22 protein-coding genes are annotated in these 23060 nt (G+C 61.4%); 2 read left to right on the top strand and 20 right to left on the bottom strand.

Going from position 1 to position 23060, the window contains the following annotated elements:
• Positions 1-25: 25 nt before the first annotated feature.
• From gspD to C8C99_RS18240, 11 genes are read right to left on the bottom strand one after another with little or no spacing between them, the layout of a single operon-like run.
• The gene (gene gspD / locus C8C99_RS18290) at positions 26-2401 is read right to left on the bottom strand and encodes a type II secretion system secretin GspD (protein ID WP_158274179.1); all 2376 of its coding nucleotides are present in this window, start codon (positions 2399-2401) and stop codon (positions 26-28) included.
• 4 nt (positions 2402-2405) lie between these two features.
• Positions 2406-3080 carry a hypothetical protein gene (locus tag C8C99_RS18285; RefSeq protein ID WP_056647010.1) on the bottom strand — a complete coding sequence of 225 codons (675 nt, stop codon included), beginning with the start codon at positions 3078-3080 and terminating at the stop codon, positions 2406-2408.
• Positions 3077-3631, bottom strand: a complete 555-nt coding sequence (gene gspM, locus C8C99_RS18280) for a type II secretion system protein GspM (protein ID WP_108626493.1) — start codon at positions 3629-3631, stop codon at positions 3077-3079. Before gspM ends, C8C99_RS18285 begins: the two co-directional genes overlap by 4 nt.
• Positions 3628-4815 carry a PilN domain-containing protein gene (locus C8C99_RS18275; protein WP_158274178.1) on the bottom strand — a complete coding sequence of 396 codons (1188 nt, stop codon included), beginning with the start codon at positions 4813-4815 and terminating at the stop codon, positions 3628-3630. Before C8C99_RS18275 ends, gspM begins: the two co-directional genes overlap by 4 nt.
• 7 nt (positions 4816-4822) lie before the next feature.
• Positions 4823-5647, bottom strand: coding sequence for a type II secretion system protein GspK (locus C8C99_RS18270; RefSeq protein WP_108626491.1), 825 nt, complete (start codon positions 5645-5647; stop codon positions 4823-4825).
• A 32-nt stretch (positions 5648-5679) separates the two neighbouring features.
• Positions 5680-6351 carry a prepilin-type N-terminal cleavage/methylation domain-containing protein gene (locus C8C99_RS18265; RefSeq protein ID WP_108626490.1) on the bottom strand — a complete coding sequence of 224 codons (672 nt, stop codon included), beginning with the start codon at positions 6349-6351 and terminating at the stop codon, positions 5680-5682.
• Entirely contained in the window at positions 6348-6761 is a 414-nt protein-coding gene (locus C8C99_RS18260; protein ID WP_108626489.1) for a prepilin-type N-terminal cleavage/methylation domain-containing protein, read from the bottom strand. Before C8C99_RS18260 ends, C8C99_RS18265 begins: the two co-directional genes overlap by 4 nt.
• Entirely contained in the window at positions 6758-7204 is a 447-nt protein-coding gene (locus C8C99_RS18255) for a GspH/FimT family pseudopilin (RefSeq protein ID WP_108626488.1), read from the bottom strand. The genes C8C99_RS18260 and C8C99_RS18255 overlap by 4 nt, the downstream gene beginning before the upstream one ends.
• Before the next feature lie 21 nt (positions 7205-7225).
• Positions 7226-7681, bottom strand: coding sequence for a type II secretion system major pseudopilin GspG (gene gspG, locus C8C99_RS18250; RefSeq protein ID WP_108626487.1), 456 nt, complete (start codon positions 7679-7681; stop codon positions 7226-7228).
• Positions 7682-7709: 28 nt separating this feature from the next.
• Complete coding sequence (locus tag C8C99_RS18245) at positions 7710-8966, bottom strand: type II secretion system F family protein (protein ID WP_108626486.1); 1257 nt, start codon at positions 8964-8966, stop codon at positions 7710-7712.
• Complete coding sequence (locus C8C99_RS18240) at positions 8959-10686, bottom strand: GspE/PulE family protein (RefSeq protein WP_056647032.1); 1728 nt, start codon at positions 10684-10686, stop codon at positions 8959-8961. The genes C8C99_RS18245 and C8C99_RS18240 overlap by 8 nt, the downstream gene beginning before the upstream one ends.
• 271 nt (positions 10687-10957) lie before the next feature.
• On the opposite strand from C8C99_RS18240, the gene C8C99_RS18235 reads away from it, so the two are divergent.
• Together C8C99_RS18235 and C8C99_RS18230 are read left to right on the top strand one after the other, a co-directional pair.
• Positions 10958-12847, top strand: a complete 1890-nt coding sequence (locus C8C99_RS18235; RefSeq protein ID WP_056647035.1) for a hypothetical protein — start codon at positions 10958-10960, stop codon at positions 12845-12847.
• Between the two features lie 27 nt (positions 12848-12874).
• Positions 12875-13972 carry an acyltransferase gene (locus tag C8C99_RS18230; RefSeq protein WP_056647037.1) on the top strand — a complete coding sequence of 366 codons (1098 nt, stop codon included), beginning with the start codon at positions 12875-12877 and terminating at the stop codon, positions 13970-13972.
• 33 nt (positions 13973-14005) lie between these two features.
• Here the strand turns inward: C8C99_RS18230 and C8C99_RS24440 are convergent, their stop codons facing one another.
• From C8C99_RS24440 to C8C99_RS18185, 9 genes are all read right to left on the bottom strand, one after another.
• A complete protein-coding gene (locus C8C99_RS24440) occupies positions 14006-14377 on the bottom strand; it encodes a GtrA family protein (RefSeq protein WP_158274177.1) in 372 nt (123 codons plus the stop codon).
• A gap of 22 nt (positions 14378-14399) precedes the next feature.
• A complete protein-coding gene (locus tag C8C99_RS18220) occupies positions 14400-15359 on the bottom strand; it encodes a WxcM-like domain-containing protein (protein WP_056647041.1) in 960 nt (319 codons plus the stop codon).
• Complete coding sequence (locus C8C99_RS18215; protein ID WP_056647046.1) at positions 15352-16308, bottom strand: glycosyltransferase family 2 protein; 957 nt, start codon at positions 16306-16308, stop codon at positions 15352-15354. Before C8C99_RS18215 ends, C8C99_RS18220 begins: the two co-directional genes overlap by 8 nt.
• Positions 16302-17372: a DegT/DnrJ/EryC1/StrS aminotransferase family protein gene (locus C8C99_RS18210; protein ID WP_233247260.1), complete on the bottom strand. Its 1071-nt coding sequence runs from the start codon at positions 17370-17372 to the stop codon at positions 16302-16304. The genes C8C99_RS18215 and C8C99_RS18210 overlap by 7 nt, the downstream gene beginning before the upstream one ends.
• Positions 17373-17445: 73 nt before the next feature.
• Entirely contained in the window at positions 17446-17991 is a 546-nt protein-coding gene (rfbC, locus tag C8C99_RS18205; protein ID WP_056647052.1) for a dTDP-4-dehydrorhamnose 3,5-epimerase, read from the bottom strand.
• Positions 17992-17999: 8 nt separating this feature from the next.
• Positions 18000-18884, bottom strand: a complete 885-nt coding sequence (rfbA, locus tag C8C99_RS18200) for a glucose-1-phosphate thymidylyltransferase RfbA (RefSeq protein WP_056647055.1) — start codon at positions 18882-18884, stop codon at positions 18000-18002.
• Positions 18885-18897: 13 nt separating this feature from the next.
• On the bottom strand, positions 18898-19788 hold the full coding sequence (gene rfbD / locus C8C99_RS18195) for a dTDP-4-dehydrorhamnose reductase (RefSeq protein WP_056647057.1): 891 nt from the start codon (positions 19786-19788) through the stop codon (positions 18898-18900).
• Entirely contained in the window at positions 19785-20873 is a 1089-nt protein-coding gene (gene rfbB, locus C8C99_RS18190; protein WP_056647064.1) for a dTDP-glucose 4,6-dehydratase, read from the bottom strand. The genes rfbD and rfbB overlap by 4 nt, the downstream gene beginning before the upstream one ends.
• 110 nt (positions 20874-20983) lie before the next feature.
• Complete coding sequence (locus C8C99_RS18185) at positions 20984-22969, bottom strand: SDR family oxidoreductase (RefSeq protein ID WP_056647066.1); 1986 nt, start codon at positions 22967-22969, stop codon at positions 20984-20986.
• Positions 22970-23060: the final 91 nt, after the last annotated feature.

Raw genomic sequence — 23060 nt, 5'->3', positions numbered from 1 at the left:
TGACTGCGAAAAACCGCCGATCACCTTAGTTCCGTAACATGGAAGGTTGTGCGGTCGACGGCACCGAGGACCCCGAACTCGCAGCTGACGGCAGCACATTGGCGAAGCCCTTCATCCTGTCGCGCAAGTCCTCACTGACCTGACGAATATCGATGTCGGATCGCACCACTCGAGGCGTGATGACAACCAATAGTTCCGTACGCCGACCATCGTTGCTCGTCGAACCAAAAAGATTCCCCAGCAAAGGCAAAGTGTGCAGGATAGGAATGCCAGATTTTGTCGCAGTGCTGTTTTCTTGGATGAGCCCGCCCATCACGATGGATTCACCGGAGCGCACAGCCACTTTGCTGGACAATTGACGCTGCAAGAAGGCTCGCTGATTGGTCACCTCGTCTTTGGCCCCCACATCAGTCACTGATTGCTCCACCTGCATGGTGACAATATTTCCAGCATTGACCGAGGGCGTGACCACCAGATTGACACCCGTATCCTTATATTGAATATTGGTTGAGGTGACCGTTCCCTCAAGATTGCTTGTTGTTCCCGCCTGGATTGGCGTTTGGTCACCCACCGCGATGGCAGCTGTATGGTTGTCCAGCACCATCAGAGAAGGACTGGCGACCACCTTCACTGTCGTCTTGGCAGACAAGGCATTCAGCATGGCACGCACATTGCCAGAGGGACTCTTGAGAGCATAAGAAAAGCCAGAGAGCGCACTACCAACAATTCCACCCGACGCGTCCCCATCACGGCTGCTGAGCGTTCCACGCCCGGTGTAATCGGTACCCGCACGGCTATCGCTGAAGGCCCATTGCAACCCGTATCGCAAATCGTCGTTCAGAGTGACTTCAATAATGCTGGCCTCGATGAGCACCTGCGTCGGAGGCAGATCCAAGCGCTTCAATGTTGACTCGATCTTGGCGTACTCCGCACGCGTGCTCCACACCAGCACTGAATTGTTCAGCTCATCCGCCATGACACGGACACCTCCCAAAGAGGCCACCGCAGGCGCCTGCACCCCAGCCTGTTGCGCCACTCGCCCAGCCAGCCCACCCGTTGTGCCCGACGCGCCTCCCAAAGACCCCCCCCCCGTCCGCCCCGAAAAACCACCAGCCCCGCTGTTAAGGGTGCTGTTGCCGCCGAACGCGGAGCCGCCCATTGTGGACTGCCCGAGCGAACTACCCGTGGCCGTTGTCAACCCAGGTGCCACTCCACTGTTTGTCGTGCCGCCAGCAGGCTGTGCCGATCCAAAAATGCCGCCCAACACCGTTGCCAAGTGGCGCGCATTGACATTCTGTACTTGGTAGATAAAAAGCTGCGCCTCAGCAGTGTTATCCGAAGGCTGGTCGAGTCGATCAATCCAGCGACGCGCCTCATCGAGATACGAGGCGCGCGGAGTTACCACCAAAATACTGTTGATCCGTTCAATGGGCATCACACGCACAGCACCCGCTAGCGGCAAGTTATCAGCAAGCCCAACCGCGCTTGCCGCTCCAGTTGCCGCGCCTGCTGCGCCAGGCGTCCCAGCCCCCCTGCTAGGCGCCGTGTTTTGAGCGCCCCCCCCACTCGCGCTTAACAATTGAAGCGCTGCCTCCACCTCCTTGACAGAGGCGTACTTCAAAGGGAAAACGCCTACTGACATTCCCTTAAGAAGGTCCACGTCGAAGGTATTCACAATGTCAAGCCACCCCTCTGCCTGGGTTCGGCTACCCGCAAACACAAGCAAATTACGGACAGTGTCTACACGGATCAACGATTCGGCTGGCATCATTGGACGCAGGATGGACGCCATCTCAGAGGCCCCGATAAACTGAAGCGGCACAACCACCGCGCCAGAACCCGGGGGCAGAGCGCCCCCGCTTACCTGTCGCACAGCAGCGCCAATACCCTTGAGCGCCTCCGGCTTGCCCACGTGATAAGACCCGCGAGGGTCTCTCACCATAACCAAGCCATTGGCCTGGAGAGCACTTTCCAGCAAAAAGATCGCCTGATCGGGCGACACAGGAACCCGCGTTGCAAGCGTGACGGTGCCACCGATAGGCGGATGCAGTACGTAATCAACCTTGAGAACGTCGCCAAGCATGGTGCGAACCACTTCGGCGATCGGTGCCTCTTCAAACTTAAACGAACTCGGAGCCCCGTCGATCACTTGCGCGGGCTTTGCGGCACCTATCACACGATCGTTGCCTCTAACAATTCGCGGCTCGTATGCCCCCCCCCCTTCGTTAGGCAGGCCGTCGGGATGAGTATTGCTGCCTGCTGACCCTTTGGATCCAAGCAGAGCAGGCATTGGCTCAACACTCGGAACGAGCGCTTCATCTGCAGCCCACGCCGCGGAACCAGCCAAAAAGGCACAGGCGAGAGCTAGAAAACGCGGCGCGACCATATAAAAATGACTCATGAATTTACTCTTTAACCGGGGGAAATCCTTGCTCAGCTCGCCTTGCATTACGCAATGCAAGGCGAGCCCGTTCACGCTCTTGGCGCTCCTGCTCTTGTTTGGCCACGGGGTCATCAACCTGCGCCGGAACCGCACCCTGCGATTTCTGTGCGTCGATTGAGTTACCTGAGGTACCCATAGGCGCGGGCACCGCAGCCCCCAGTTTCGAGGGAATGAGCCGTAATACCCTTATCTCCTCCCCCCGAGCAAAAGCGGCATCACGGCCTTCAATACTCTTGAGTGTCCACATTCCCAAGGCACCGCCCACCGCTAGCCTGCGATCCTTACCGTCGATTTTTGCAAGAATCCCCCCTCCGTCGCCAGAGGAATACACCCCTTGAAGCTGGATGTTTGCTAGCGCGTCGGGCTCTGGCACAGTTTCCACCTTGACGGGGGCGGGCGGAGGGGCGCGCCTATTGGGCGAGAACAGGGGGCGCTCGAGCACAGCCAGAAAGCGACTGGTGTCGGCGGCTTTGGGTGCGGCAATCCCACTTGGCTGTGCGATGTCGGGCACGATTGCGACAGGTGCCACCCAGGCGGTGCCCCGGACTTGCCCCGAAGGCTCAAGCCATAGCGCGGCCAAGCCCACAGCCAGTGCAGCATTGACCGCCAGAAGCGTCGGCGTGGGGTGGATCTTCATGGGCGCCCCCTGAGAACGAGCATGTCGAACTGCACAGCCAGACGCTGCGGAGTGTCGGCCCTGACGGAGCCAATGGTCTGCAGGCTCATTCCTCGCACCAGGATGACAGGTGTTTGCCCCGACAAGCCAACCAGCGCGCCTTGAAGAGCCAAAAGGTCGCCTTCGGCGCGTACGGCCAGGGGTATGCGGTCGTAGTTCTTCTCGGCCTTGGCTGGCAGCACCTGGCTGCTGACAATCTGCAGCCCAGCCGCGGTGAACAGGTTGCGCACGCGCTGCTGCGCGGCGTTGCCCACTTGGTTAGCGTCTGTTTCCGCGGGGTAGACATACTGCGCCACCAAGCCCTGCGCTTCGGCTTGCGCTCGCTCAAGCACATCGACGCTGCCTTGGAGCCCTTGTAGGCGCGCATGCCGGGGCTCCATTTCCTCCATGCGCTTCGCGGCCGCCTGGTGCTTGTCGTAGACGTAGTAACCGCCCCCTGCGAGCGCGGCAAGCACCACGCCCAGCATGAGTAGCAGGAGCATAGCCCCCGAGGACAGGGTGCGTATCTTCATGGCTTGGATGCCTTGGGCTGTGCCCCGAGCGCCGCAGAGGCAGCAGAGGCCGGTGACGAAGCAGGCGTCGCAGGCGCCAAGGAAGCTGCGGATTTCACGGCCGCCTGGTCCGGCTGGGGGCTGACTGCAGCCTGCAGAAGGAGTGCCGGGTCGATCTGCGCCTCGATGGTGAAGGTGTCCTTGGTGGCTCCGGGCGGGCGCGTGGCGGCCGTAGGGGCACGCACTTCGCGCAGCCCGGGTTCGTTGCCCAAACGCTCCAGCAGCGCTGCAGAGTTGGCAGTCTGCCCTGTGAGGGTGATTTTCAGGCCCTGTACCTGCAAGGTGAGGAGGGATGAGTCGTCTGGCAGCGCACGTGTGAGCAAGTCCATGATTTGCAAGGGGTCGGCTTGCTCACCCAGGATGGTTCGCAGTTCGGTCAGTTGGTCTTGGGAGCGCACAAGCGATTCACGCTGTGCCAGCGCAGGCGCCGCAAGGCGGGCCAGTCGCTGGTAGTCCTGCATGGCGACGAGGGCACGCGCGCGCAACTGCAAACTAGGCGTGATCGCAATGGCGCCCAGCAAGACCAGTGCGCCCGCCATGAGGACGAGGTTGAGGTTGCACCCACGGCGCTGCGCGCGCTGCCTGCGCGGTTCTGCGAAACCTGCAAGGGCGATGGGCTCACCGGTCTGGTCAGAACGGCACCAAGCTTCGCTGTTTTCCAGCGCAGCTGCGCCCGGTTGGGCTGCGAGGTGCTGCTGGATGAGCTCACGCGAGGCCAGAACGATTTCTACGTCTTGGCTACCACGCCGCTGCGCGGCAGGGGCAGTGCGGGCGCCCCATACGAGTTCGTGCGACGGGAAGGGGCTGTGGGTGCTGGCTTCGAGCGCGATGGCCTGGGCTGTGGCTGCGGGAGTCAGGGTGGGCAGCGTGGTGTGGCGCCGCAGCACGATGGTGTCCGGTACTTCGACGGCCGTGAAGGGCGCAGCAGTGCGGGGGCCGTCGGCCTTGTCGCGCCGCAATTGCCCGCCACTGGCGAGCCAGACTTCCTGCGTGCCGTCCGCCCGGTACCAGCGCACACGTGCCTCGGGGGTAAACCAGTCGAGGATGGGGCCGTCACGCAGCTCCGCCCAGGCCTGAGCAAGCGTTTCTCGCAGTTGATGCGTGTCCAGTCCGAAAAATCGGGATGGTGAAGCAGAGGGCGACATGGTATTTTCAGTAAGCCGCAGTGTCTTCACGCAGGCGTTGCTCGAAACGATAAGTGTGCCATGGCATGCCATCGCGCACCGAAGGACTGAGGTTGACACTGCGCGCCACAACGGCCGCACCGCCATCGGCGAGCGGTATGCGCGCCGTCAGCCGAAAGCGCTGTGTGGCGGCATTGTTTTCAATGAACTCGCCCATGAGCCCGGTGGTGTCGATGCCTACGGCGCCAGATGCCCGCTGGGTAATTATGGCCGCCGCCTTGCCTGCATCGCCCCCCGATAGCACAAGCAAAACAGGCTCAGGCGCGGCCATGGGATTGACACGGTCGCCACCCAGTTCGTCAGCTGTCAGAAGGGGAGCAATTTTAGCATAGAGGTCATAGTCGACCCCCGGTACCTGAAGTAGGTCTTCGGTGGCCTCGAAGTTCCTAGCAGCGCCTTGCGCGTCGCGGCTGGTGCGGACGTCTACGATGGTTTGAGCCAGCGCCTGCGCCGCATTCTGGGGCATACCCGCCCCGGTGAGCATCTGCGCCAGCAAGGGCGCGCCAGCGCCATTGAGGCTAATGAGCCCATTAAGGGGAAGGATCTCGACCGCGATGTCCCGTCCGCCATAGACAACGGGCACCACTTGGAGCCTTTGCTGCCGCTGTCCCTGCAGGGTGCGGGCCATCATTGCCTGCAGCACGATGTGGATGGCCGCGTCCCCCAGGCCTGCAGCCTCGGCGATCTGCCGCGATTGGCCTGCAAGACGGGCCTCTCCGCGCAGGTTGTGCACCAGCCCCATGAGCATGATGCTAAGTGCGGAGACGATCCAGAGCACTGCGATGAGCGCCATGCCGCTGCGGCGGCGGCGAAGCGGCCGGCTCTTCATCGGCGGCGGCCTCCACCTACCGAGAAGTCCTCGTTACTGCCGTCAGTGAGCGGCAGTTTGTACAAGGGAATTACCAGCGTGGGCCAGTCTCCGGCTACCGTGGCGATGTCGATGGCGATACGGCCCGGCAGTTGGGTTGGATCAGCCCAGCCAACGCCCCAGGCGGGCGGCTCCTCACGGTCGTTTTCGTAGCGCATTGAAAGGGCCTGTACTTCGTCGGCCAGGATGCGGCTGTCGGCCGCCGCCCAATCGGGGAAGGCGGCGGCATCGGGCGCCCACGGCACAAAACGCAGCACGAGGCGTGTCTGACCCTCGACTTTCTCCAGACCGAGTCGGAAAAAATGCCGCCCGCCACTTCCATAACGTGCGGGCATGACACCGACCCAGGCCACGACGTCCGTAGCGCCGGCAAAGAGGTAAGAGCTGGTTTTCTCATCCATGCCACGCACTTGCCTGCGGGCAGAGATGCGCCCCAAGGTGTCGCGGATAAAGCCGACAGCCAACCGGTAGTCTTCGATCTGCGTGAGCTTATTGTCAACGCGCTCTTGGCTTTGCGCCACTGTGCGAAACGCCGATGCCATGGCCAGCACCATGAGCGACAGCAGTGTCAAGACGACCAGGAGTTCCACCAGGGTGAAGCCCAGGCCGCGCGCTGCACGGATTTTCATGGTGAAGTGCCCCCTGGCAATGGCTTGCGCTCGGGGCGCAAGGTGACGACACGCAGGGTGCGCCCGACGCCTGCATCGGTCCACTGGATCTCCACCGTCACCTCATGCAATGGCGGCACGTTGGCATGCGCCACGTCGGTTGGATACGGCGTGCTGTGAATGCTCCAGGCAAACCCGGCGGTTTCTCCCGTATCAGCCCAACCCACTGCAGGCACGGCGTCACGCAGGGTCAGCAGGGATTGCGCCAATGACGCGGCACGCTGGGTGGCCTCGATGGTAGAGACCGAGCGAACACTGCCTCCAGTGGCCCGGTAGAGCACGCCCAAGGCCATGGCCATGATCGAGAAGGCCACCAGGACTTCCAGCAAGGACATACCCGTCTCACGCCCCCAGCGCACAGCCCTCGTCATGGAGCCAAGGCGGTTTGGGTCACCCGCCCGGAAAGCCAATCCACCCGCAATTGCACCCCCGTGCCGGTTTTGCGCATTACCTGCACGCTGCCCCCCGTGGCACCGCCGTCGGGCAGGAAGCGAATAGCGGCGACACCGTTGTGCATTTCGCCTTCCGCGACCAAAGCACGGAAGTCAATGGTGTCCGGCAGGGGGCGCAGCGCCTCCCCCGCAACTCCGTACCGGTGCTGCGCCAGATCGAGGATGAAGCGCGTTTCGCGCCCACGCAGCCGCGCTACCTGGCGCGCCTTACGCATGTCGCTGAGAATGCCGCGCACGACGTCGCGATACTGCGCACTCTCCCTAGCCCTGTCGTAGGCCACAGGCACCACGCTGATCAGCACAGCCATGATGGCAAAGACCACCAAGAGTTCGACCAACGTGAATCCGCGAACGTTTGGCATCGGCCCCGGCAGCCTGGCTGCTCAGTTTGTGTTGCGGATATCTGCGTTCTCGCCCTCGCCGCCAGGGGCGCTATCGGCACCGAGGGAGAGAATCTCAATGCCACCATTCGGGCCGGGATTCGCATAGCGGTAGGGGTGGCCCCATGGGTCGGTTGGCACGCCTCCCTTCAGATACGGCCCCGTCCAGCCATTCACGCTGCCGGGTTTTTTGACCAAGGCGTCGAGTCCTTCCTCGGTAGTGGGGTAGCGGCCTACGTCCAGCTTGAAGAGTTCGAGCGATTTGTCGAGGTCGGCGATCTGGACGCCCGCAGTCTTGGACTTGGCGCCGCCGAGCTGGCCGAGCACGCGCGGGCCGACCAAACCGGCCAGCAGCGTGAGAATGGCCAGTACGACCAGCAATTCAATGAGTGTGAAGCCATGCGAAGACTTGCGGGCAAAGGCGGTGCCGCAGGTGCGGCGGGCACGAATACTCACCATTGGAGACGGTTCCTTGAACAAACAAAAATTATACGGCCAGGTCATTGATGGATAGGATTCCGAGCAGGATGGAAACAATGATGGCGGCGATCAGCACGCCCAGCACCAGAATGAGCACGGGCTCGACCAGCGTAAGGAGGCGTTTGATGCCGGTTTCGACCTCGCGGTTCAATATATTCGCCAGCTCCAGCATCATGGGGCCGATGCGGCCGGTTTCTTCGCCAACGCGGATGAGGTTGATGGCAAGGGGCTCGAAGATGCCGGTGGCCGAAAGCGCCTGCACCACCCGGCCGCCTTCCTTGACGATGGGAGCCACACGCCCCAGCGCCTGCTGCAGCACGACATTGCCCACAGTTTCGGTGGCGATGTGCAGCGCTGTAAGCATGGGCACACCATTGCCGAGCAAGGTACCCATGGAACGCGAAAACAGCGTAAGCTGGTACTTGAGCGCTAGCGGACCCATGAGCGGCAGGCGCAGCACCAGAGTCTGCCACCAACGCCTACCCGAGGATGAGCGCAGCCAGCGCGTCAGCAGCATGCCGCCGCCCACGGCCACCACACCCATGAACAAGCCATAGCGCGTGAACGCATGGCCCAGGCCCATGACTAGGCGCGTGGGCATGGGCAGTGCATCGCCCATGTCGGTGAACAGTTTTTCGAACTGCGGCACGACGAAACCGAGCATGGCGACAAGCGAGAGCACGGCCACCCCGAGCAGGATGGCAGGGTAGATGGTGGCCGAGATGACGTTGTCACGCAGGGCGCGCTGGCGCTCCATGTGTTCGACTAGGCGGTCAAGCACGGCGGACATCTGGCCGCTGGCCTCGCCCGAGCGCACCATATTGATGTAGAAGTCGCCAAACAGCTCGCGGTGCGCGGCCAGTGCTCGGCTGAGCGGAGTGCCGCCCTTGACTGCATCCAGGATACCCTGCACCAGAGCGCCGATGCTGGGCTTGTGGCTCATGTCGATCAGCACGCGCAGGGCGTTGTCAAGCGCCAGACCTGCGCGCAGCATGATGGCCAACTCTGAAGTCAGCGCCAATACATCGGGCGCGGTGACCGGGCCTTTGGCTTGGCGCACCTTGGGCCGCGCAGGGCCACTAGAGGCATTCGCCGCGCTAGCCCCGCCCGCCAATGCGGGGGCCTTGCTGGCGTCGTTGATGCTCAGCGGCGTCAGCCCCTGGCCGCGAAGTTGCTTGAGGGCTGCAGCCGCACTGGCGGCGCTGAGCAGACCTTCCTCGACCTTGCCAGAGGCTGCGGCGGCACGCCAGACAAAATCAGGCATCGGTCTGGTCCTGCGTGACGCGGGCCAATTCGTCCAGCGTCGTGTGGCCCGCCACCACCTTGCGCAGGCCATCTTCGTACAGGCTCAGCATGCCGCTTTGTGCGGCGATGGTGTTGAGGACGTTGGCGTCGCGCCCTTCTATGATAGCGCGGCGCATGGGTTCGTCGAGCACCAGCAGCTCATGGATGCCTGTGCGCCCCCGGTAGCCCGACTGGCGGCATTGCTCACAGCCCACCGCCCGGTATATGGGCTTGCCCACGCTGCCAAAACGCAACAGGCCCGAGCTTTCACGCACTTCGGGGCCCGGCTCGTAGGGCTCTTTGCAGTGCCCACACAGTGTGCGCACCAGGCGCTGGGCTAGCACGCCGTTGACGGCCGAGGTAATGAGGTAGGGCTCCACGCCCATGTCCTGCATGCGGATCACGGCGCCAGCGGCGGTGTTGGTGTGTAAGGTGGACAGCACCAGGTGCCCTGTTAGCGCGGACTGCACGGCGATCTGTGCGGTTTCGCCGTCGCGCATTTCGCCGATCATGATGATGTCGGGGTCTTGCCGCAGGATGGAGCGCAGGGCGTTCGCGAAGGTCAGGTTGATCTGCGAATGCACTTGGATCTGGTTGATGCCTTCGAGCTGGTATTCGACCGGATCTTCGACGGTGATGATCTTTTGCGCTGCGGCATCGATCTTGGCCAGTGCGGCGTACAGCGTGGTGGTCTTGCCTGAGCCGGTGGGGCCGGTGACCAGCAAGATGCCGTGCGGGCGCGCCAGCAGGGTGTTGAATCGGCTCAGCGTGTCCTTTTCAAAGCCCATCTTTTCGAGTTCGAGGCGCACGCTGGCGCGGTCAAGCACGCGCATGACCACGCTTTCGCCGTGCACGGTGGGAACAGTAGAAACGCGCAGATCCAGCTCACGCCCCTTGACGCGGGTCTTGATGCGGCCGTCTTGCGGCAGGCGGCGCTCGGCGATATCCAGGTGCGCCAGCAGCTTGACGCGCGAGTTGACGGCGGCAGACAGGCGCGGCGGCACCAGTTCGCCGGGGTGGATCACCCCGTCGACGCGATAGCGCACGTGCAGGCCGTCGTCGAACGGCTCCAGATGGATGTCAGAAGCACGCAGGTCGATCACGCGACCGATGATGGTGTTGACCAAGCGGATGACGGGCGCCTCGCTGGCCAGGTCTTTCAAATGCTCAACAAAGTCTCCGCCGTCAGAGCCGTCTCCAAAACCATCATCGGCGTCATCGGCCTCTTCGACCGGTTCGGCCAGTGCCTTTTCAATGTCGCCTTCAAGCGCCAAGTGCGGTCGGATGGTGCAGCCAGTGGACAGATGCAGAGCCTTGACCACGAAGGCATCCTGCGGCACGGCCATGGCCACGTGCAGCTCGCCGCCTTCCAGGCGCAGCGGGTAGATGGCGTTGGCTTGCAAGAACTCAGGCAGCAGGCCTTCAACTTCTGGCATGAGGTCGGGAAAGCCATCAGCCGGCACAAGGGGGATGCCGAGTTGGATGGACAGAGCCAGCGCCACGTCGCTGTCGGACACCAGACCCAGGCTCACCAGCACACGCCCGAGCATACCGCCCATTTCTTGCTGCGCGGAGAGCGCGCGATCCAGGTCGCGCGCGCTGAGCTTTCCGGCCTGCACCAGCAGTTCGCCAATGCGCGGGGGCTGCACGGCGTCATCGCCCAACGGTTCGGCAAGGGCCGAAATTGTGTTTGTCGTCATGAATGGTCTGGATACGGCGCAGCAGCGGTCTGCGGAGAATGGGCGTGAGTGTAACGGGGCGATGTAAACCTCCCGGCGGCGCGGCACACAACCCTACGACGCTAAACGCAGTTACTTCTATTTTTATAGCTGCTTGCACTGACCCTATAAGCGCCAGGGCCTCATTTTCCTTATATTTTTTCGCCCCTGGGTCGATCGGTTTGGTGCTTTGCCTTACATTCATTGACCCCTGCGCACCACCTCCCAGACGACCCCTGCCGCCGCATTCGCCATGAATCATCGCCCCACCCACCGCACAACCACCCTGGCCATCTCCATTGCTGCCTGTGGGGTGCTGGCCGCAGGTGCGGCCGGGTGCGTGCTGCTGTCCCGTCATACGCCCGAAAGAGCGCCCAGGCAGGGCCCCATGCTGCTGGCGCCGATGATTGGCGTAATCGACTCCTGCGTTCTCGCGCAAGACAGCGCGGCCACGCCAGACACGCCCGACATGCTGGCCACCTGCACGGGCCCTAATGGATCAGCGGCGGCACTGGTGGAGTCCACCCTTTCGGCGCTGCAGCCCCGAGGAAACGGAGACAGCACCCCAGGCCCCTACCCTCTAGGCTACACCTTGCCTGTGCCCTTGCTGCAGCTGTTTCGCCAAAGCCCCGAGGGCTGGATCATTGACAAAGACACCGTTGGGCGGCTGGTGCGCACCGTGCGCGACACCGACCGGCCCCTGATCCTATATTTGTTCTCCACGCATTTCGCCACCGATGCGCCGCTGGAAAAAGCGCTGGCCCTGGACCCGGCCAACCTGGCCCAGACGCGCGACGGCCCACTGGCCCAAGGCCGCTACTACAACTCGGCTATTAACAACTGGTCCTTCGCCAGCACGCAGACCGCGCTGACCGCTCGCCGCGTGCAGGCAACGGAAGCCTTGCTGGAGGAAATGTGCCGCCTGCCCGCGCAGGACATTGCAAAGATCAAGGGTGTGACGCTGCTGGGCGAGTTGCACCACCTGTTTCCCGACTTCGAGGCCGGCATGGGATTCAACAGGCCCTACCGCGTGACCGACTACAGCACGCAATCGGTGGCGGGGTTTCGGCAGTTCTTGCGGCAGGAGTTCCCACGCATCGAGCAACTCAACCGCGTGCTAGGCGCGAACTATGCCTCGTTCGGTGAAGTACAGCCACCATCGCGTGATATCCGCAGCGAGCCCTTGCAGCGCTTTACCGAGCATATCGATTCTTTTGCACAAGGCAGCCTGCCCATTGCCGGCTGGGCCTATATTGAGCAGTCCGAGGGTGCCGCCCCTGCATGGGTGCATGTCTACCGCAATGGTGTTTTCGTGGGTAAAACCCCCGTCAATCAGGGACGGCAGGACGTGCTGGCGGCCAAGCCCGAGTTTGGTGACGCCAACACTGGCTGGCGGCTGGACATGGACTTCCGGGGCCTGCCCACCGGCCTGCACCGCATCGATATGTTTCTGGAGCAAAAACCCGGCCGCCTGACGCCCCTGGGCACGCGCCACATCGCACTGATGGACCGGCAGCAGAGCGCTCCCCAAGCGTTGCCGCAAAAGCCCCTGCCCGCCAGCGCGCCGGCCGATGGCGTACTGCAGGCCCACATCGACATGCCCGCCGAGCAGTCGGCCTATTACTACAACCCGCTCGTGCCACTGTGGCATGCCTTCCGACAAAAGCAGGTCGCGGACTACCTGAAATTCTTTGATGGCGTGGTGCACCAGTCGTGTCTGGCCGGCACCCCGCATTACACGCACCAGATCATTCCGTTCACCAACCCCAGCTGGGATGCCAATAAGTACGCCATCCAGGCATCGCTGCAACCCATGGGAGACATCCGGCTGGGCGTGAGCCTGTATGGCGATGCCACCTATGGCACTACCTTCTCGCAGTGGTATGCCAACACTGCGCACCGCGGCTATGGTGTGACGGAATTCCACCCTCTCAAGGCCATGGACGCCCCTGCCGTGCAGCGCATGCTGGACCGGCATGCCGCGCAGGGAGCGGAGTTTTTGTCTTTTTTTCTGGAGCCGCGCTGGCAAGGGGCCCTTGTGGCACGTAACAACAATATCTTCTCTCTGGACCCGGGCAATGGTCGGTTTGGATCAGATGAACTGTACAAATCCGTGAAGAAGATCATTGATCGCAACGAGTAAATTAAGAGCACATCTCAAAAACATCACATGAAATCAACGTCTGGAGCCCACTATATTGCCCTAGATCATGTCCGTGCGCTGGCGGCCTTCATCGTCTTCACTTGGCATTTTCTTCACTCGGTCAATGGCTACCCCGTTCCATTCAGTCAGGCCCCGGTCATATTTCCACTGGCCTTGCTGGACGAAGGACACACAGGCGTTGCCTTATTCATGGTCTTGAGCGGCTATTTATTCTCAAAACTCCTGAGCAACAAGAAGATAGATTACAAAAAATTCTTATGGAATAGAGGCCTTCGACTGCTTCCATTGCTGCTTTTCGTGATTTTCATTCGTTTTTTTGTCATTGCCTACACCGGCACTAGTTCAGATGAAATAAAAAACTATCTTCTCTCCATCGCGGAAGGACTGATCGCCCCATCACTGCCAAATGGTGGTTGGTCCATCACTGTGGAGTTCCATTTTTACCTAATATTGCCCTTGCTGCTTATCTTGCTGAGTAAATCAAAAACTGCGATGGGTGGCATCTTGGTCGCAGCCGTAGCACTTCGATGGCTCATTTATGAGAATCGTGGTGAGGTGCAAAATCTTGCCTATTTCACCATCGTTGGAAGAATCGATCAATTTCTGCTTGGCATGCTGGCATACCGCTTTGGCAACAGCATGAGAGGCCGCCATTTTTCCATGGCGATGACTTCTGCTCTGTTTTTTGCGTTCTACTGGAAATTCGACGCACTTGGCGGTTTTATGCGCTCCCCGAGCTACCCATCTACCAACCCCATCTGGGTCGTCATGGGCACCATTGAAGGCCTGTTCTTTGCGCTCTTCATTAGCTGGTACGACACCTCATTCAAGCACTCGACCGGCTTTGCATCCAGCATGTTGGCAAAAGTAGGCGAGTACTCATATTCCATCTACTTACTGCACATGTTCTTTGTTTTCTCTGCCGCACGTTTTATTCATGAAAAAATCATGGATATTTCAAACTTCTACACGGCACTTGCATGGGCACTGGTCTGCTTTGGATTGATGCTGCCAATTGCCGGCGCCAGCTATCGACTTATAGAGATACCATTTATGAAATGGCGACAACCTTATATTCGTGTAGAAAATATTAAAATCTATTAATCGCTTAAAGCCTGCCTGCAAACCACGCCGCCATCATTTTTTTTCCCTATGTCGAAAAACTCTTCGACTGAGCACGTAAGTAACAGGAATAGACAAGAAAATAGCAAATACAGGGGCAAAAACTACTGGGAGCCCAAGCCACTGCCCCCATATCAATACCAGCCCAAGACCAAGGCAGTACTGAAGAAAATAAATCATCACCACCATCATGGGCCCAAGTTTTCCGCCGCTGGCCTTGAATACGTAGTATCGATAAAGTACGTAAGCCAATACAATGCCTGCGGCATACGCTAGGCTATAAGCCCACTGGTAAGGCATAAAGCGCAGCAACAATAAATATAAGACATACGATACCAGCGTATTGGCTGCGCCAGATGCGAGGAAACGCAGTAGGCTGCTCGGCATTATTGAATAATAAAAAAGCAGCTCACGACCCAAAAGGTTGCGAATGGACGAGTGCCAAGAATGCGTCGTAGTCCCGTACATAGTCGGCCGCGTCATAACGCTCGGAAGCCAATACGAGAAGCACGGCATCAGACGAATAGCGGTATTGGATGCCCCAGGTCATGGGCGGCAACAACAGCCCCTGTGACGGGTGGCTAAGCACGAACTCCTCGCGGCAACGACCATCGTCGGCCACCACATGTACGCTGCCTTTCACCGCAACCAGAAACTGGGCACATTGCAAATGCGCATGCTCTCCGCGGATTTCGATGCTGGGCACGTCAAATACCAAGAAGTAGCGGCGCGCCTCAAAGGGCACATCCTGCCCCAGCTCCGCTACCGACAGGCTGCCGCGCATATCCACCACCTGGCGGAGAATGTGCAAAGTCACGCCGCGCACCCGGGTTGAGCGTACGCCGATAGCAGGCATGGTCGCAGCAGAACTATCGGCCTGTTCGCCGGCGGCATGTGAAGCTGGATCCACATAGCCGACGATCTTCGCTGGATTGCCAACCACCACGGCATTGGGGGGCACGTCGTGGGTTACGACGGCCCCAGCCCCCACCATGGCGCTCGCGCCAATAGTCACGCCCGGCAGGATAGTGGCGTTGGCGCCGATAGACGCTCCGCGACGCACATGGGTATGCGCGAACGCCTGCGGATACTGTTTGCTGCGCGGAAAAATATCATTCGTGAAAGTGGCATTGGGGCCGACAAACACGTCGTTTTCCAGACGTACGCCATCCCACAACTGCACGCCACATTTGATGGTGACGCGGTCACCCAAAACGACATCGTTTTCGATAAACACGTGGTCGCAGATATTGCAGTCAGCGCCAACGCGCGCGCCGGGCAATAGATGCGCAAAGGCCCAGACACGCGTTCCTGCGCCCAGATGAGGGCTCTCGCACAGAGCCTGAGGATGAACAAATGCGTCAGCCATGGGAAGATACGCGGGATTCAAGGGAGTTGAAGGTTTCGACGCGCAAGCGGATGGCCAGCGGACGGGCCTTGGTGTTTTCATAGGCTCGCCAAGCATAAGACCCGACGATGCCCAAACTCAGCAGATTGAGCGCGCCAAAGAACACAATCATCAACATGGTCATGGCATAGCCTGGCACCGTGATTGCACCTATAGCCCGCGCCACCGCAACGATCAGCCCCACTATTGCGGCAGCCGCTGCCCCCATGGCGCCGCCCCGAACCAGCAGGCGTATGGGCAAGTCGGTAAAGGCAAAAACGCTGTCCATGAGGTAGTTGATTTTCTTACGCAGTGTCCAGGCCGATTTGCCATGTTGGCGCGGCTGGCGCACGTAGGGCACTTGCCGGCGCCTGAAACCCAGCCAAAAAATTTGCGCGATCAGCGAGCTGTGGCGTTCTTCCAGCTGCATGAGCGTATCGCGAAAAACGCGATTACAGGCAAACACATCCACACCGCCGGGTGGCACGTCAGGAACGACGTAGCGGCGGTACAAGCCCCAGAAAATTTGCGCAGGCAAGCGCTTGAGCAACGGCTCCATGCGCGCCTCGCGCACGGCCACCACAATGTCTGCCTGATCTTGCGCGAGGATGCCATACATTTGCAGCACCAGTTCGGGGGGCTCTTGCAGATCAGCGGCCATCACCGCGAAATACGGCCCATCAGCAATTTCGAGCCCCGCGCGGATGGCCGCAAAGGAGCCAAAATTGCGTGTGAGCAAAACCAGGCGCGAGCGGAACGCACACTGTGCCAAGCGCTCTCGTAGAATTTCGTACGACCTGTCAGGGCTACCATCTACCACGAAAATGGTTTCCATGGCTCCGCTAAGCTGCTCGCTCAGGCCTTGCACCGCGGCGAGCAAATCAGGCAGAGACTCTTCGTTACGGTACACAGGGACAACGAGACTCAGCACGCTGGGCCTTTGTCCTGCATAAAAAACGCCTGCACAACACCAATGACGCGGTCCACATCGGCTTGTGACATCCCGGGGTAACATGGCAAGGAAACCACCTCCGCGCAGGCGGCCTGCGTGACCTCCAGCGCACCCACCAGATGGGCATGCGAGTAGGCGGGCTGCAGGTGATCAGCAACGGGGTAATGCACATCGGTCGCAATGCCATGAGCTTGCAAGAAAGCACGCAGCGCGTCGCGCACCGGAGAGCGCAGCACATAGAGATGGGCCGCGTTATCGCAATTCACCGAGGGTGGGCACTGCAAGGGCAACGCAGCGAGCGCCCGATTGTAGTGCGCGGCAATCTGACGGCGCTGGGCATTCTGTGAGTCCAGCAAAGGCAACTTGACACGCAAGATGGCCGCCTGTATTTCGTCAAGCCGGCTGTTGCGCCCACCTGGCACGGCGACTGTGTATTTATGCGACCAGCCGTACTGGCGCAAGGTGCGCAGCCCGGCTGCCAAGGCCGCATCGCCCGTCGTGATGGCGCCGCCGTCTCCCAATGCCCCAAGATTTTTGGTGGGATAGAAACTGAAGCAGCCCAACTGCCCCCAACTCCCCGCCTTGCGCCCTGCCAACGAGGCGCCGTGCCCCTGAGCACAGTCTTCTATAAGCGGCACACCCGCGCGCTCACACAACGCCGACAGCGCCGGCATGTCGGCCATCTGTCCGTACAGATGGGTGACGATGACGGCCGCTGGCTGGCTGGCCAGGGCCTGCTCCAACGCCATGGGAGAAAGCGTGAGCGTGGTCTCGTCGACATCGGCATACAAGGGAACGGCACCAATGGCGCGGATCGCGGTGCTGCCGTAAAACCCCGCGTTGGCGACAGTCACGACCTTGTCCCCGGGGACCACGCCCACGGCCCGCAATGCAAGTTCCAGAGCATCGGTTCCGTTGGCGACAGACACGCAGTGTTCTGTCCCGATATAGCGCGCAAACTCTGACTCAAAGCCCTGCACCTGCTGGCCTAGTACGTACCAGTGACTGTCAAGCACTTGCTGAACGGCGGTGGCCAGATCCATGCCTGTGTTGACTGCAGCGGCTGAGAACAAAGGAATGGGATCGGGAGGATGCATAAGAGGTAGGGGGAGAGTTTCAGGCAAACAATTGGGCGTGCACAAGCGCAAGACCGCGCGCATCTTTGTCGGACAGGACGGGGCGGCCGCCCCAGTGCCAATCGATGCGCAGATCGGCGTCGTTCCAGGCGATACAGCGCTCATGCTCCGGCGCGTAGTAATCGGTGGTCTTGTACAAAAACTCGGCTGTTTTGCTGAGCACCACGAAACCGTGCGCAAAACCCGGCGGCACCCAGAGCTGGCGGTGGTTGTCGGCACTCAGTTCCGCTCCCACCCATTGGCCAAAGGTGGGCGAGCTTTTGCGGATGTCCACCGCCACGTCAAACACGGCTCCCTGCACCACGCGGACGAGCTTGCCCTGGGGCTGCTTTATCTGGTAATGCAGGCCGCGCAGCACACCTTGGCTGCTGCGACTGTGGTTGTCCTGCACGAACGAATAGTCGGTGCCGGTGGCAGCGTTGAAGTCGCGCTGGTTGAAGCTTTCGTAGAAAAACCCGCGCGCATCGCCGAACACCTTGGGCTCGATCAGGACGACATCGGGAACGGCGAGGCGAGTGGCTTGCATTCGGGTTCTCAGTAGATTTTTTCTTGGGCCATGCGCAGCAGGTACTGGCCGTAGCCGTTCTTGCTGAGGGGAATTGCAAGGCGCTCGAGCTGGGTCGCGTCGATCCAGCGCTGACGCCACGCGATTTCCTCGGGGCAGGCGATCTTCAGACCTTGGCGGCGCTCGAGCGTGGCGATGAACTGGCCCGCCTCGAGCAAGCTGTCGTGCGTTCCCGTATCAAGCCACGCATAGCCCCGCCCCATGATCTCCACGTTTAACTGCCCCAGCTCCAGATACAAGCGATTCAAGTCGGTGATCTCAAGCTCACCACGGGGTGACGGCACAAGATTTTTGGCCATATCAACTACCTGCTCGTCGTAGAAATACAGGCCTGTGACTGCGTAGCTGCTCCTCGGTTGCATCGGCTTTTCCTCCAGCGAAAGCACTTTGCCGTGAACGTCGAACTCGGCCACGCCGTATCGCTCCGGATCCTGCACATGGTAGGCAAAAACGCTGGCGCCCACCGTCCGCTGTTGTGCGTTGCCCAGCAGTTCGTGGAAGTCGTGGCCGTAGAAGATGTTGTCGCCCAGCACCAGCGCACTGGGCGCACCGGCCAGGAAGGACTCTCCGATGATAAAAGCCTGCGCCAGGCCATCCGGACTGGGTTGCACGGCATATTGCAGGTTAAGGCCCCATTGGCTGCCGTCGCCCAGCAGCTGCTCGAACCGCGGTGTGTCCTGCGGCGTGCTGATGACCAAGATGTCACGGATGCCCGCGAGCATCAGGGTGCTCAGCGGGTAGTAGATCATGGGCTTGTCGTACACCGGCAGCAGTTGCTTGCTGATGGCCAGGGTGGCCGGATGCAGCCGGGTCCCGGAGCCTCCGGCAAGGATGATGCCTTTGCGTTGCGTCATGTGAAGGTGCCGATCAGAGAATTTCAGCCAGCATGCGCGCCACGCCCGCTTGCCAGTGCGGCATCTTCAAGCCGAAGGTGGCCCGCAGCTTGTCGGTATCAAGGCGCGAGTTGTGCGGACGCACAGCGGGAGTGGGGAACGCGCTCGTCGGAACGGGCGCAACCTCATTTGCTTTTATTTTGATAGCAGGTTGCGCAATCTGTGCCTGCGCAATCACGAATTTCGCGTACTCGTTCCAGTTCGTTGCACCGGCTGCAACGCAGTGGTACAGGCCCGCGTCCTGCGGACGCTGCTGCAGGTGGCGCAGCGCATGCGCCGTCACGTCGGCCAGCAGATCGGCCCCCGTGGGTGCGCCCCACTGGTCGTCGATCACGGTCAAGCGCTCACGCTCCTGCGCCAGGCGCAGCATGGTCTTGGCGAAGTTGCCGCCACGCGCCGCGTAGACCCAGCTGGTGCGCAAGATCAGGTGCTTCGCGCAAGCCTCAGCGATGAGCTGCTCGCCTTCAAGCTTGGTGCGACCGTACACACTCAAGGGAGCGGGCGTGTCGGTCTCGACCCAGGGGCGGGTGCCGCTTCCGCCGAAGACGTAGTCGGTGCTGTAGTGCACGAGCCATGCGCCGAGCTTCGCGGCTTCCACCGCGATGGCGCCGGGAGTGATGGCATTCAGGGTGCGGGCCAGCTCGGCCTCGCCCTCGGCCTTGTCCACGGCGGTGTGGGCCGCGGCATTGACGATGACGTCAGGACGCAATGCACGCACCGTCTCGGCCACACCGGCGGGGTTCGCGAAGTCGCCACAGTGCTCGGTGCTGTCGAAGTCGAGCGCCGTGACCGTTCCCAGCACCGACAGGCTGCGCTGCAGCTCCCAACCGACCTGGCCGCCTTTGCCAAACAGCAGGATGTTCATGCGCGGGCGTCCGTCGCAGAGGCAGGCTGCTGCTCGTACTGGGTCTCCACCCAGCCGCGGTACGCGCCCGTCTGCACGCTGGCCACCCAGTCGGCATGCTCCAGATACCACTGCACGGTCTTGCGGATGCCGGTGTCGAAGGTTTCCGCGGGCTTCCAGCCCAGCTCGCGCTCGATCTTGCGCGCATCGATCGCATAGCGGCGGTCGTGGCCGGGGCGGTCCTTCACATAGGTGATCTGGGTGCGGTAGCTCTGACCGTCGGCGCGGGGGCGCAGCTCGTCGAGCAGGCCGCACACCATGTTCACGATCTCGATGTTGGGCTTCTCGTTCCAGCCGCCCACGTTGTAGGTCTCGCCGGGGGCACCGGCTTCGAGCACGCGGCGGATGGCGCTGCAGTGGTCCTTCACGTACAGCCAGTCGCGCACCTGCATGCCGTCGCCATACACCGGCAGGTTCTTGCCCGCCAGGGCGTTCACGATCATCAGCGGGATCAGCTTCTCGGGGAAGTGGTAGGGCCCGTAGTTGTTGCTGCAGTTGGTGGTGAGCACCGGCAGGCCGTAGGTGTGGTGCCAGGCGCGCACCAGGTGGTCGCTGGCGGCCTTGCTGGCGCTGTAGGGGCTGTTGGGCTCGAAGCCCCGCGTCTCGGCGAAGGCAGGGTCGTTGGGCGCGAGCGAGCCGTACACCTCGTCGGTGGAGACGTGCAGGAAGCGGAAGGCCGCGCGCTCGCCCTCGGGCAGCGCGCCCCAGTAGGCGCGCACGGCTTCGAGCAGGCGGAACGAGCCCACGATGTTGGTCTGGATGAAGTCCTCGGGCCCATGAATGGAGCGGTCCACATGCGACTCGGCCGCAAAGTTGACCACGGCGCGGGGCTTGTGCTCAGCCAACAGGCGGGCCAGCAGGGCGAAGTCGCCGATGTCGCCCTGCACGAAGATGTGACGGGGGTCGCCCTGGATGCCGTCCAGGTTGTGCAAGTTACCCGCGTAGGTGAGCTTGTCGAGGTTGACCACGGGCTCGCCGGAGGCGGCAAGCCAGTCAAGAACGAAGTTGGCGCCGATAAAACCCGCGCCGCCAGTAACCAGAATCATAGGGAGGCTGTGTGAAATGCCAGCTCGGCAAAGCCTGTGATTATCCCCGCCCGCCTGATCACCGGGTAACAGAGTTCAACGCGAGCACATTCGGGCAAGGCGACGCAGCCTCAAAAATGAATGCCACGCATCATCTGCTGCAGCGCCACCGCCTCGGCCGACAGCTGCGGCTTGGCATCCTTGGTACCCTTCGCGGCCGTGGAATCCGGGAACATGCGGAAGCTTGTGTTCATCGTGATCTGCGCCACACGCGGCACCAGCGCGTGCAGGATCTGCCCGGTGATCCCCAGGCGCGTAGCGATGCGCACCGGCTTGAAGATGCAGGCCTGCGCGATCATGTCGGCCGCCTCTTCGGGGCTCAGGGTGGGCACGTTGTTGTAGATTTTGGTAGGCGCGATCATGGGCGTGCGCACCAGCGGCATGTTGATGGTGGTGAAGGTGATGCCCTGGTCCGCGAATTCGCTGGACGCGCAGCGCGTCCAGGCGTCCAGGGCCGCCTTGCTGGCCACATAGGCCGAGAAGCGCGGCGCGTTGGTCAGCACGCCGATGGAGCTGATGTTCACCACATGGCCCTTGCGCTTGGCGGCCATGCCGGGCAGGAAGCCCATGGTCACACGCAGGCAGCCGAAGTAGTTGAGCTGCATGGTGCGCTCGTAGTCATGAAAGCGGTCGTAGCTCGACTCGATGGCACGACGAATGGAGCGGCCTGCGTTGTTGATGAGGAAATCCACGCCTCCGTGGTTGTCGATAAGCAACTGCACAAAGCGGTCACAGTCAGCCATGTCGGCAATGTCCGCCGAATAGGCAATGAAGCTATAGCCCTTGGCCTTGGCTTCTGCGCAGGCCTCGTCCAGCTTGTCTTGATCGCGCCCACAGATGATGGTGATGGCACCTGCCTCAGCAAACTTGTGCGCGGCCGCCAACCCGATGCCTGACGACCCACCGGTAATCAGCACCACCTTGCCCGCCACCGTACCCTTGAGCGTACGGTCAATGAACAGCTCAGGGTCCAGGTGGCGCTCCCAATAGTCCCACAGACGCCAAGCATAGTCTTTGAGGTTGGGGCACGACACGCCCGAGCCCTTGAGCGCCGCCAGGGTCTCGCGGCAGTCAAAGCGCGTGGGATAGTTCACAAAGGTGAGCATGTCCTCGGGCAGGCCCAGGTCCTTCATGACGGCGTTGCGCACGCGGCGCACGGGCGCCAGCGCCATCAAGCTTTTCTTGATGCCCTTGGGAATGAAGCCCAGCAGCGCGGCATTGACGAACAGGTTCATGCGCGGTGCGTGTGCGGCGCGGCTGAAGATGTCGAGCACGTCGCCCACGCGGTAGCCCACCGGGTCCACCAGGTGGTAGCACTTTTTGGTGATGTCCTTCCGGTGGCTGATAACGTTGAGAGCGTTGACCACGAAGTCCACAGGCACGATATTCACGCGCCCGCCCTCGAGGCCCACCGTGGGCATCCAGGGTGGCAGCAGCTGGCGCAAGCGCTGGATGAGCTTGAAAAAGTAGTAGGGGCCGTCGATCTTGTCCATTTCGCCGGTCTGGCTGTCGCCCACCACCATGGCCGGGCGGTAAACCGTCCAAGGCACCTTGCAATCGTGGCGCACGATTTTTTCGCTCTCGTGTTTGGTCTGGAAGTACGGGTGGTCCAGGCCCTCGGCCTCGTCGAACATGTCTTCGCGGAACACGCCTTCGTACAGGCCTGCGGCTGCAATCGACGAGACATGGTGGAAGTGCCCGGCATCGATGGCCTTGGCCAGGTCCACCGTGTTTCGCGTACCTTCGATGTTCACTGCCACCTGGGTCTCTTCATCGGCACCCAGGTCATAGACGGCCGCCAGGTGGTAGAAATGATCTATCTGGCCCTTGAGCTTCTTCACGTCGTCGGCCGCCACGCCCAGCTTCTTGGCCGTGAGGTCGCCAAACACGGGGACGGCACGTGCAGGGCCCACGCCCCAGAAGCTGCGCAGGTCGGCCACCTTGTCTGCACTCTCCTTGCGGATCAGGAAGTGGACCACCGCCCCCTTGCGCTCCAGCAGCTTCTTGACCAGCCGCTTGCCAATGAACCCCGTTGCCCCCGTCACGAAATACTGCATGGATAACTCCTCTGAGATAGCTTCATTCTTGCCCAAGGCCTGCGCGCACCGATTCAGCAGAAACCCGCGCCGATGCTAGGCGCCCGGCTGC

Origin of the sequence: Acidovorax sp. 107 (assembly GCF_003058055.1) — a bacterium.
GTDB lineage: Bacteria > Pseudomonadota > Gammaproteobacteria > Burkholderiales > Burkholderiaceae_C > Acidovorax.
The sequence above is the reverse complement of the archived record's forward strand: the minus strand, read 5'-3'. Positions and strand labels throughout refer to the sequence as shown.

Bases quoted from the DNA above. Each gene is read 5' to 3' on its own strand.
- gspD (WP_158274179.1), bottom strand. From the start codon at position 2,401: ATGAGTCATTTTTATATGGTCGCGCCGCGTTTTCTAGCTCTCGCCTGT.
- C8C99_RS18285 (WP_056647010.1), bottom strand. From the start codon at position 3,080: ATGAAGATCCACCCCACGCCGACGCTTCTGGCGGTCAATGCTGCACTG.
- gspM (WP_108626493.1), bottom strand. From the start codon at position 3,631: ATGAAGATACGCACCCTGTCCTCGGGGGCTATGCTCCTGCTACTCATG.
- C8C99_RS18275 (WP_158274178.1), bottom strand. From the start codon at position 4,815: ATGTCGCCCTCTGCTTCACCATCCCGATTTTTCGGACTGGACACGCAT.
- C8C99_RS18270 (WP_108626491.1), bottom strand. From the start codon at position 5,647: ATGGCGCTCATCGCAGTGCTCTGGATCGTCTCCGCACTTAGCATCATG.
- C8C99_RS18265 (WP_108626490.1), bottom strand. From the start codon at position 6,351: ATGAAAATCCGTGCAGCGCGCGGCCTGGGCTTCACCCTGGTGGAACTC.
- C8C99_RS18260 (WP_108626489.1), bottom strand. From the start codon at position 6,761: ATGACGAGGGCTGTGCGCTGGGGGCGTGAGACGGGTATGTCCTTGCTG.
- C8C99_RS18255 (WP_108626488.1), bottom strand. From the start codon at position 7,204: ATGCCAAACGTTCGCGGATTCACGTTGGTCGAACTCTTGGTGGTCTTT.
- gspG (WP_108626487.1), bottom strand. From the start codon at position 7,681: ATGGTGAGTATTCGTGCCCGCCGCACCTGCGGCACCGCCTTTGCCCGC.
- C8C99_RS18245 (WP_108626486.1), bottom strand. From the start codon at position 8,966: ATGCCTGATTTTGTCTGGCGTGCCGCCGCAGCCTCTGGCAAGGTCGAG.
- C8C99_RS18240 (WP_056647032.1), bottom strand. From the start codon at position 10,686: ATGACGACAAACACAATTTCGGCCCTTGCCGAACCGTTGGGCGATGAC.
- C8C99_RS18235 (WP_056647035.1), top strand. From the start codon at position 10,958: ATGAATCATCGCCCCACCCACCGCACAACCACCCTGGCCATCTCCATT.
- C8C99_RS18230 (WP_056647037.1), top strand. From the start codon at position 12,875: ATGAAATCAACGTCTGGAGCCCACTATATTGCCCTAGATCATGTCCGT.
- C8C99_RS24440 (WP_158274177.1), bottom strand. From the start codon at position 14,377: ATGCCGAGCAGCCTACTGCGTTTCCTCGCATCTGGCGCAGCCAATACG.
- C8C99_RS18220 (WP_056647041.1), bottom strand. From the start codon at position 15,359: ATGGCTGACGCATTTGTTCATCCTCAGGCTCTGTGCGAGAGCCCTCAT.
- C8C99_RS18210 (WP_233247260.1), bottom strand. From the start codon at position 17,372: ATGGATCTGGCCACCGCCGTTCAGCAAGTGCTTGACAGTCACTGGTAC.
- rfbC (WP_056647052.1), bottom strand. From the start codon at position 17,991: ATGCAAGCCACTCGCCTCGCCGTTCCCGATGTCGTCCTGATCGAGCCC.
- rfbA (WP_056647055.1), bottom strand. From the start codon at position 18,884: ATGACGCAACGCAAAGGCATCATCCTTGCCGGAGGCTCCGGGACCCGG.
- rfbD (WP_056647057.1), bottom strand. From the start codon at position 19,788: ATGAACATCCTGCTGTTTGGCAAAGGCGGCCAGGTCGGTTGGGAGCTG.
- rfbB (WP_056647064.1), bottom strand. From the start codon at position 20,873: ATGATTCTGGTTACTGGCGGCGCGGGTTTTATCGGCGCCAACTTCGTT.
- C8C99_RS18185 (WP_056647066.1), bottom strand. From the start codon at position 22,969: ATGCAGTATTTCGTGACGGGGGCAACGGGGTTCATTGGCAAGCGGCTG.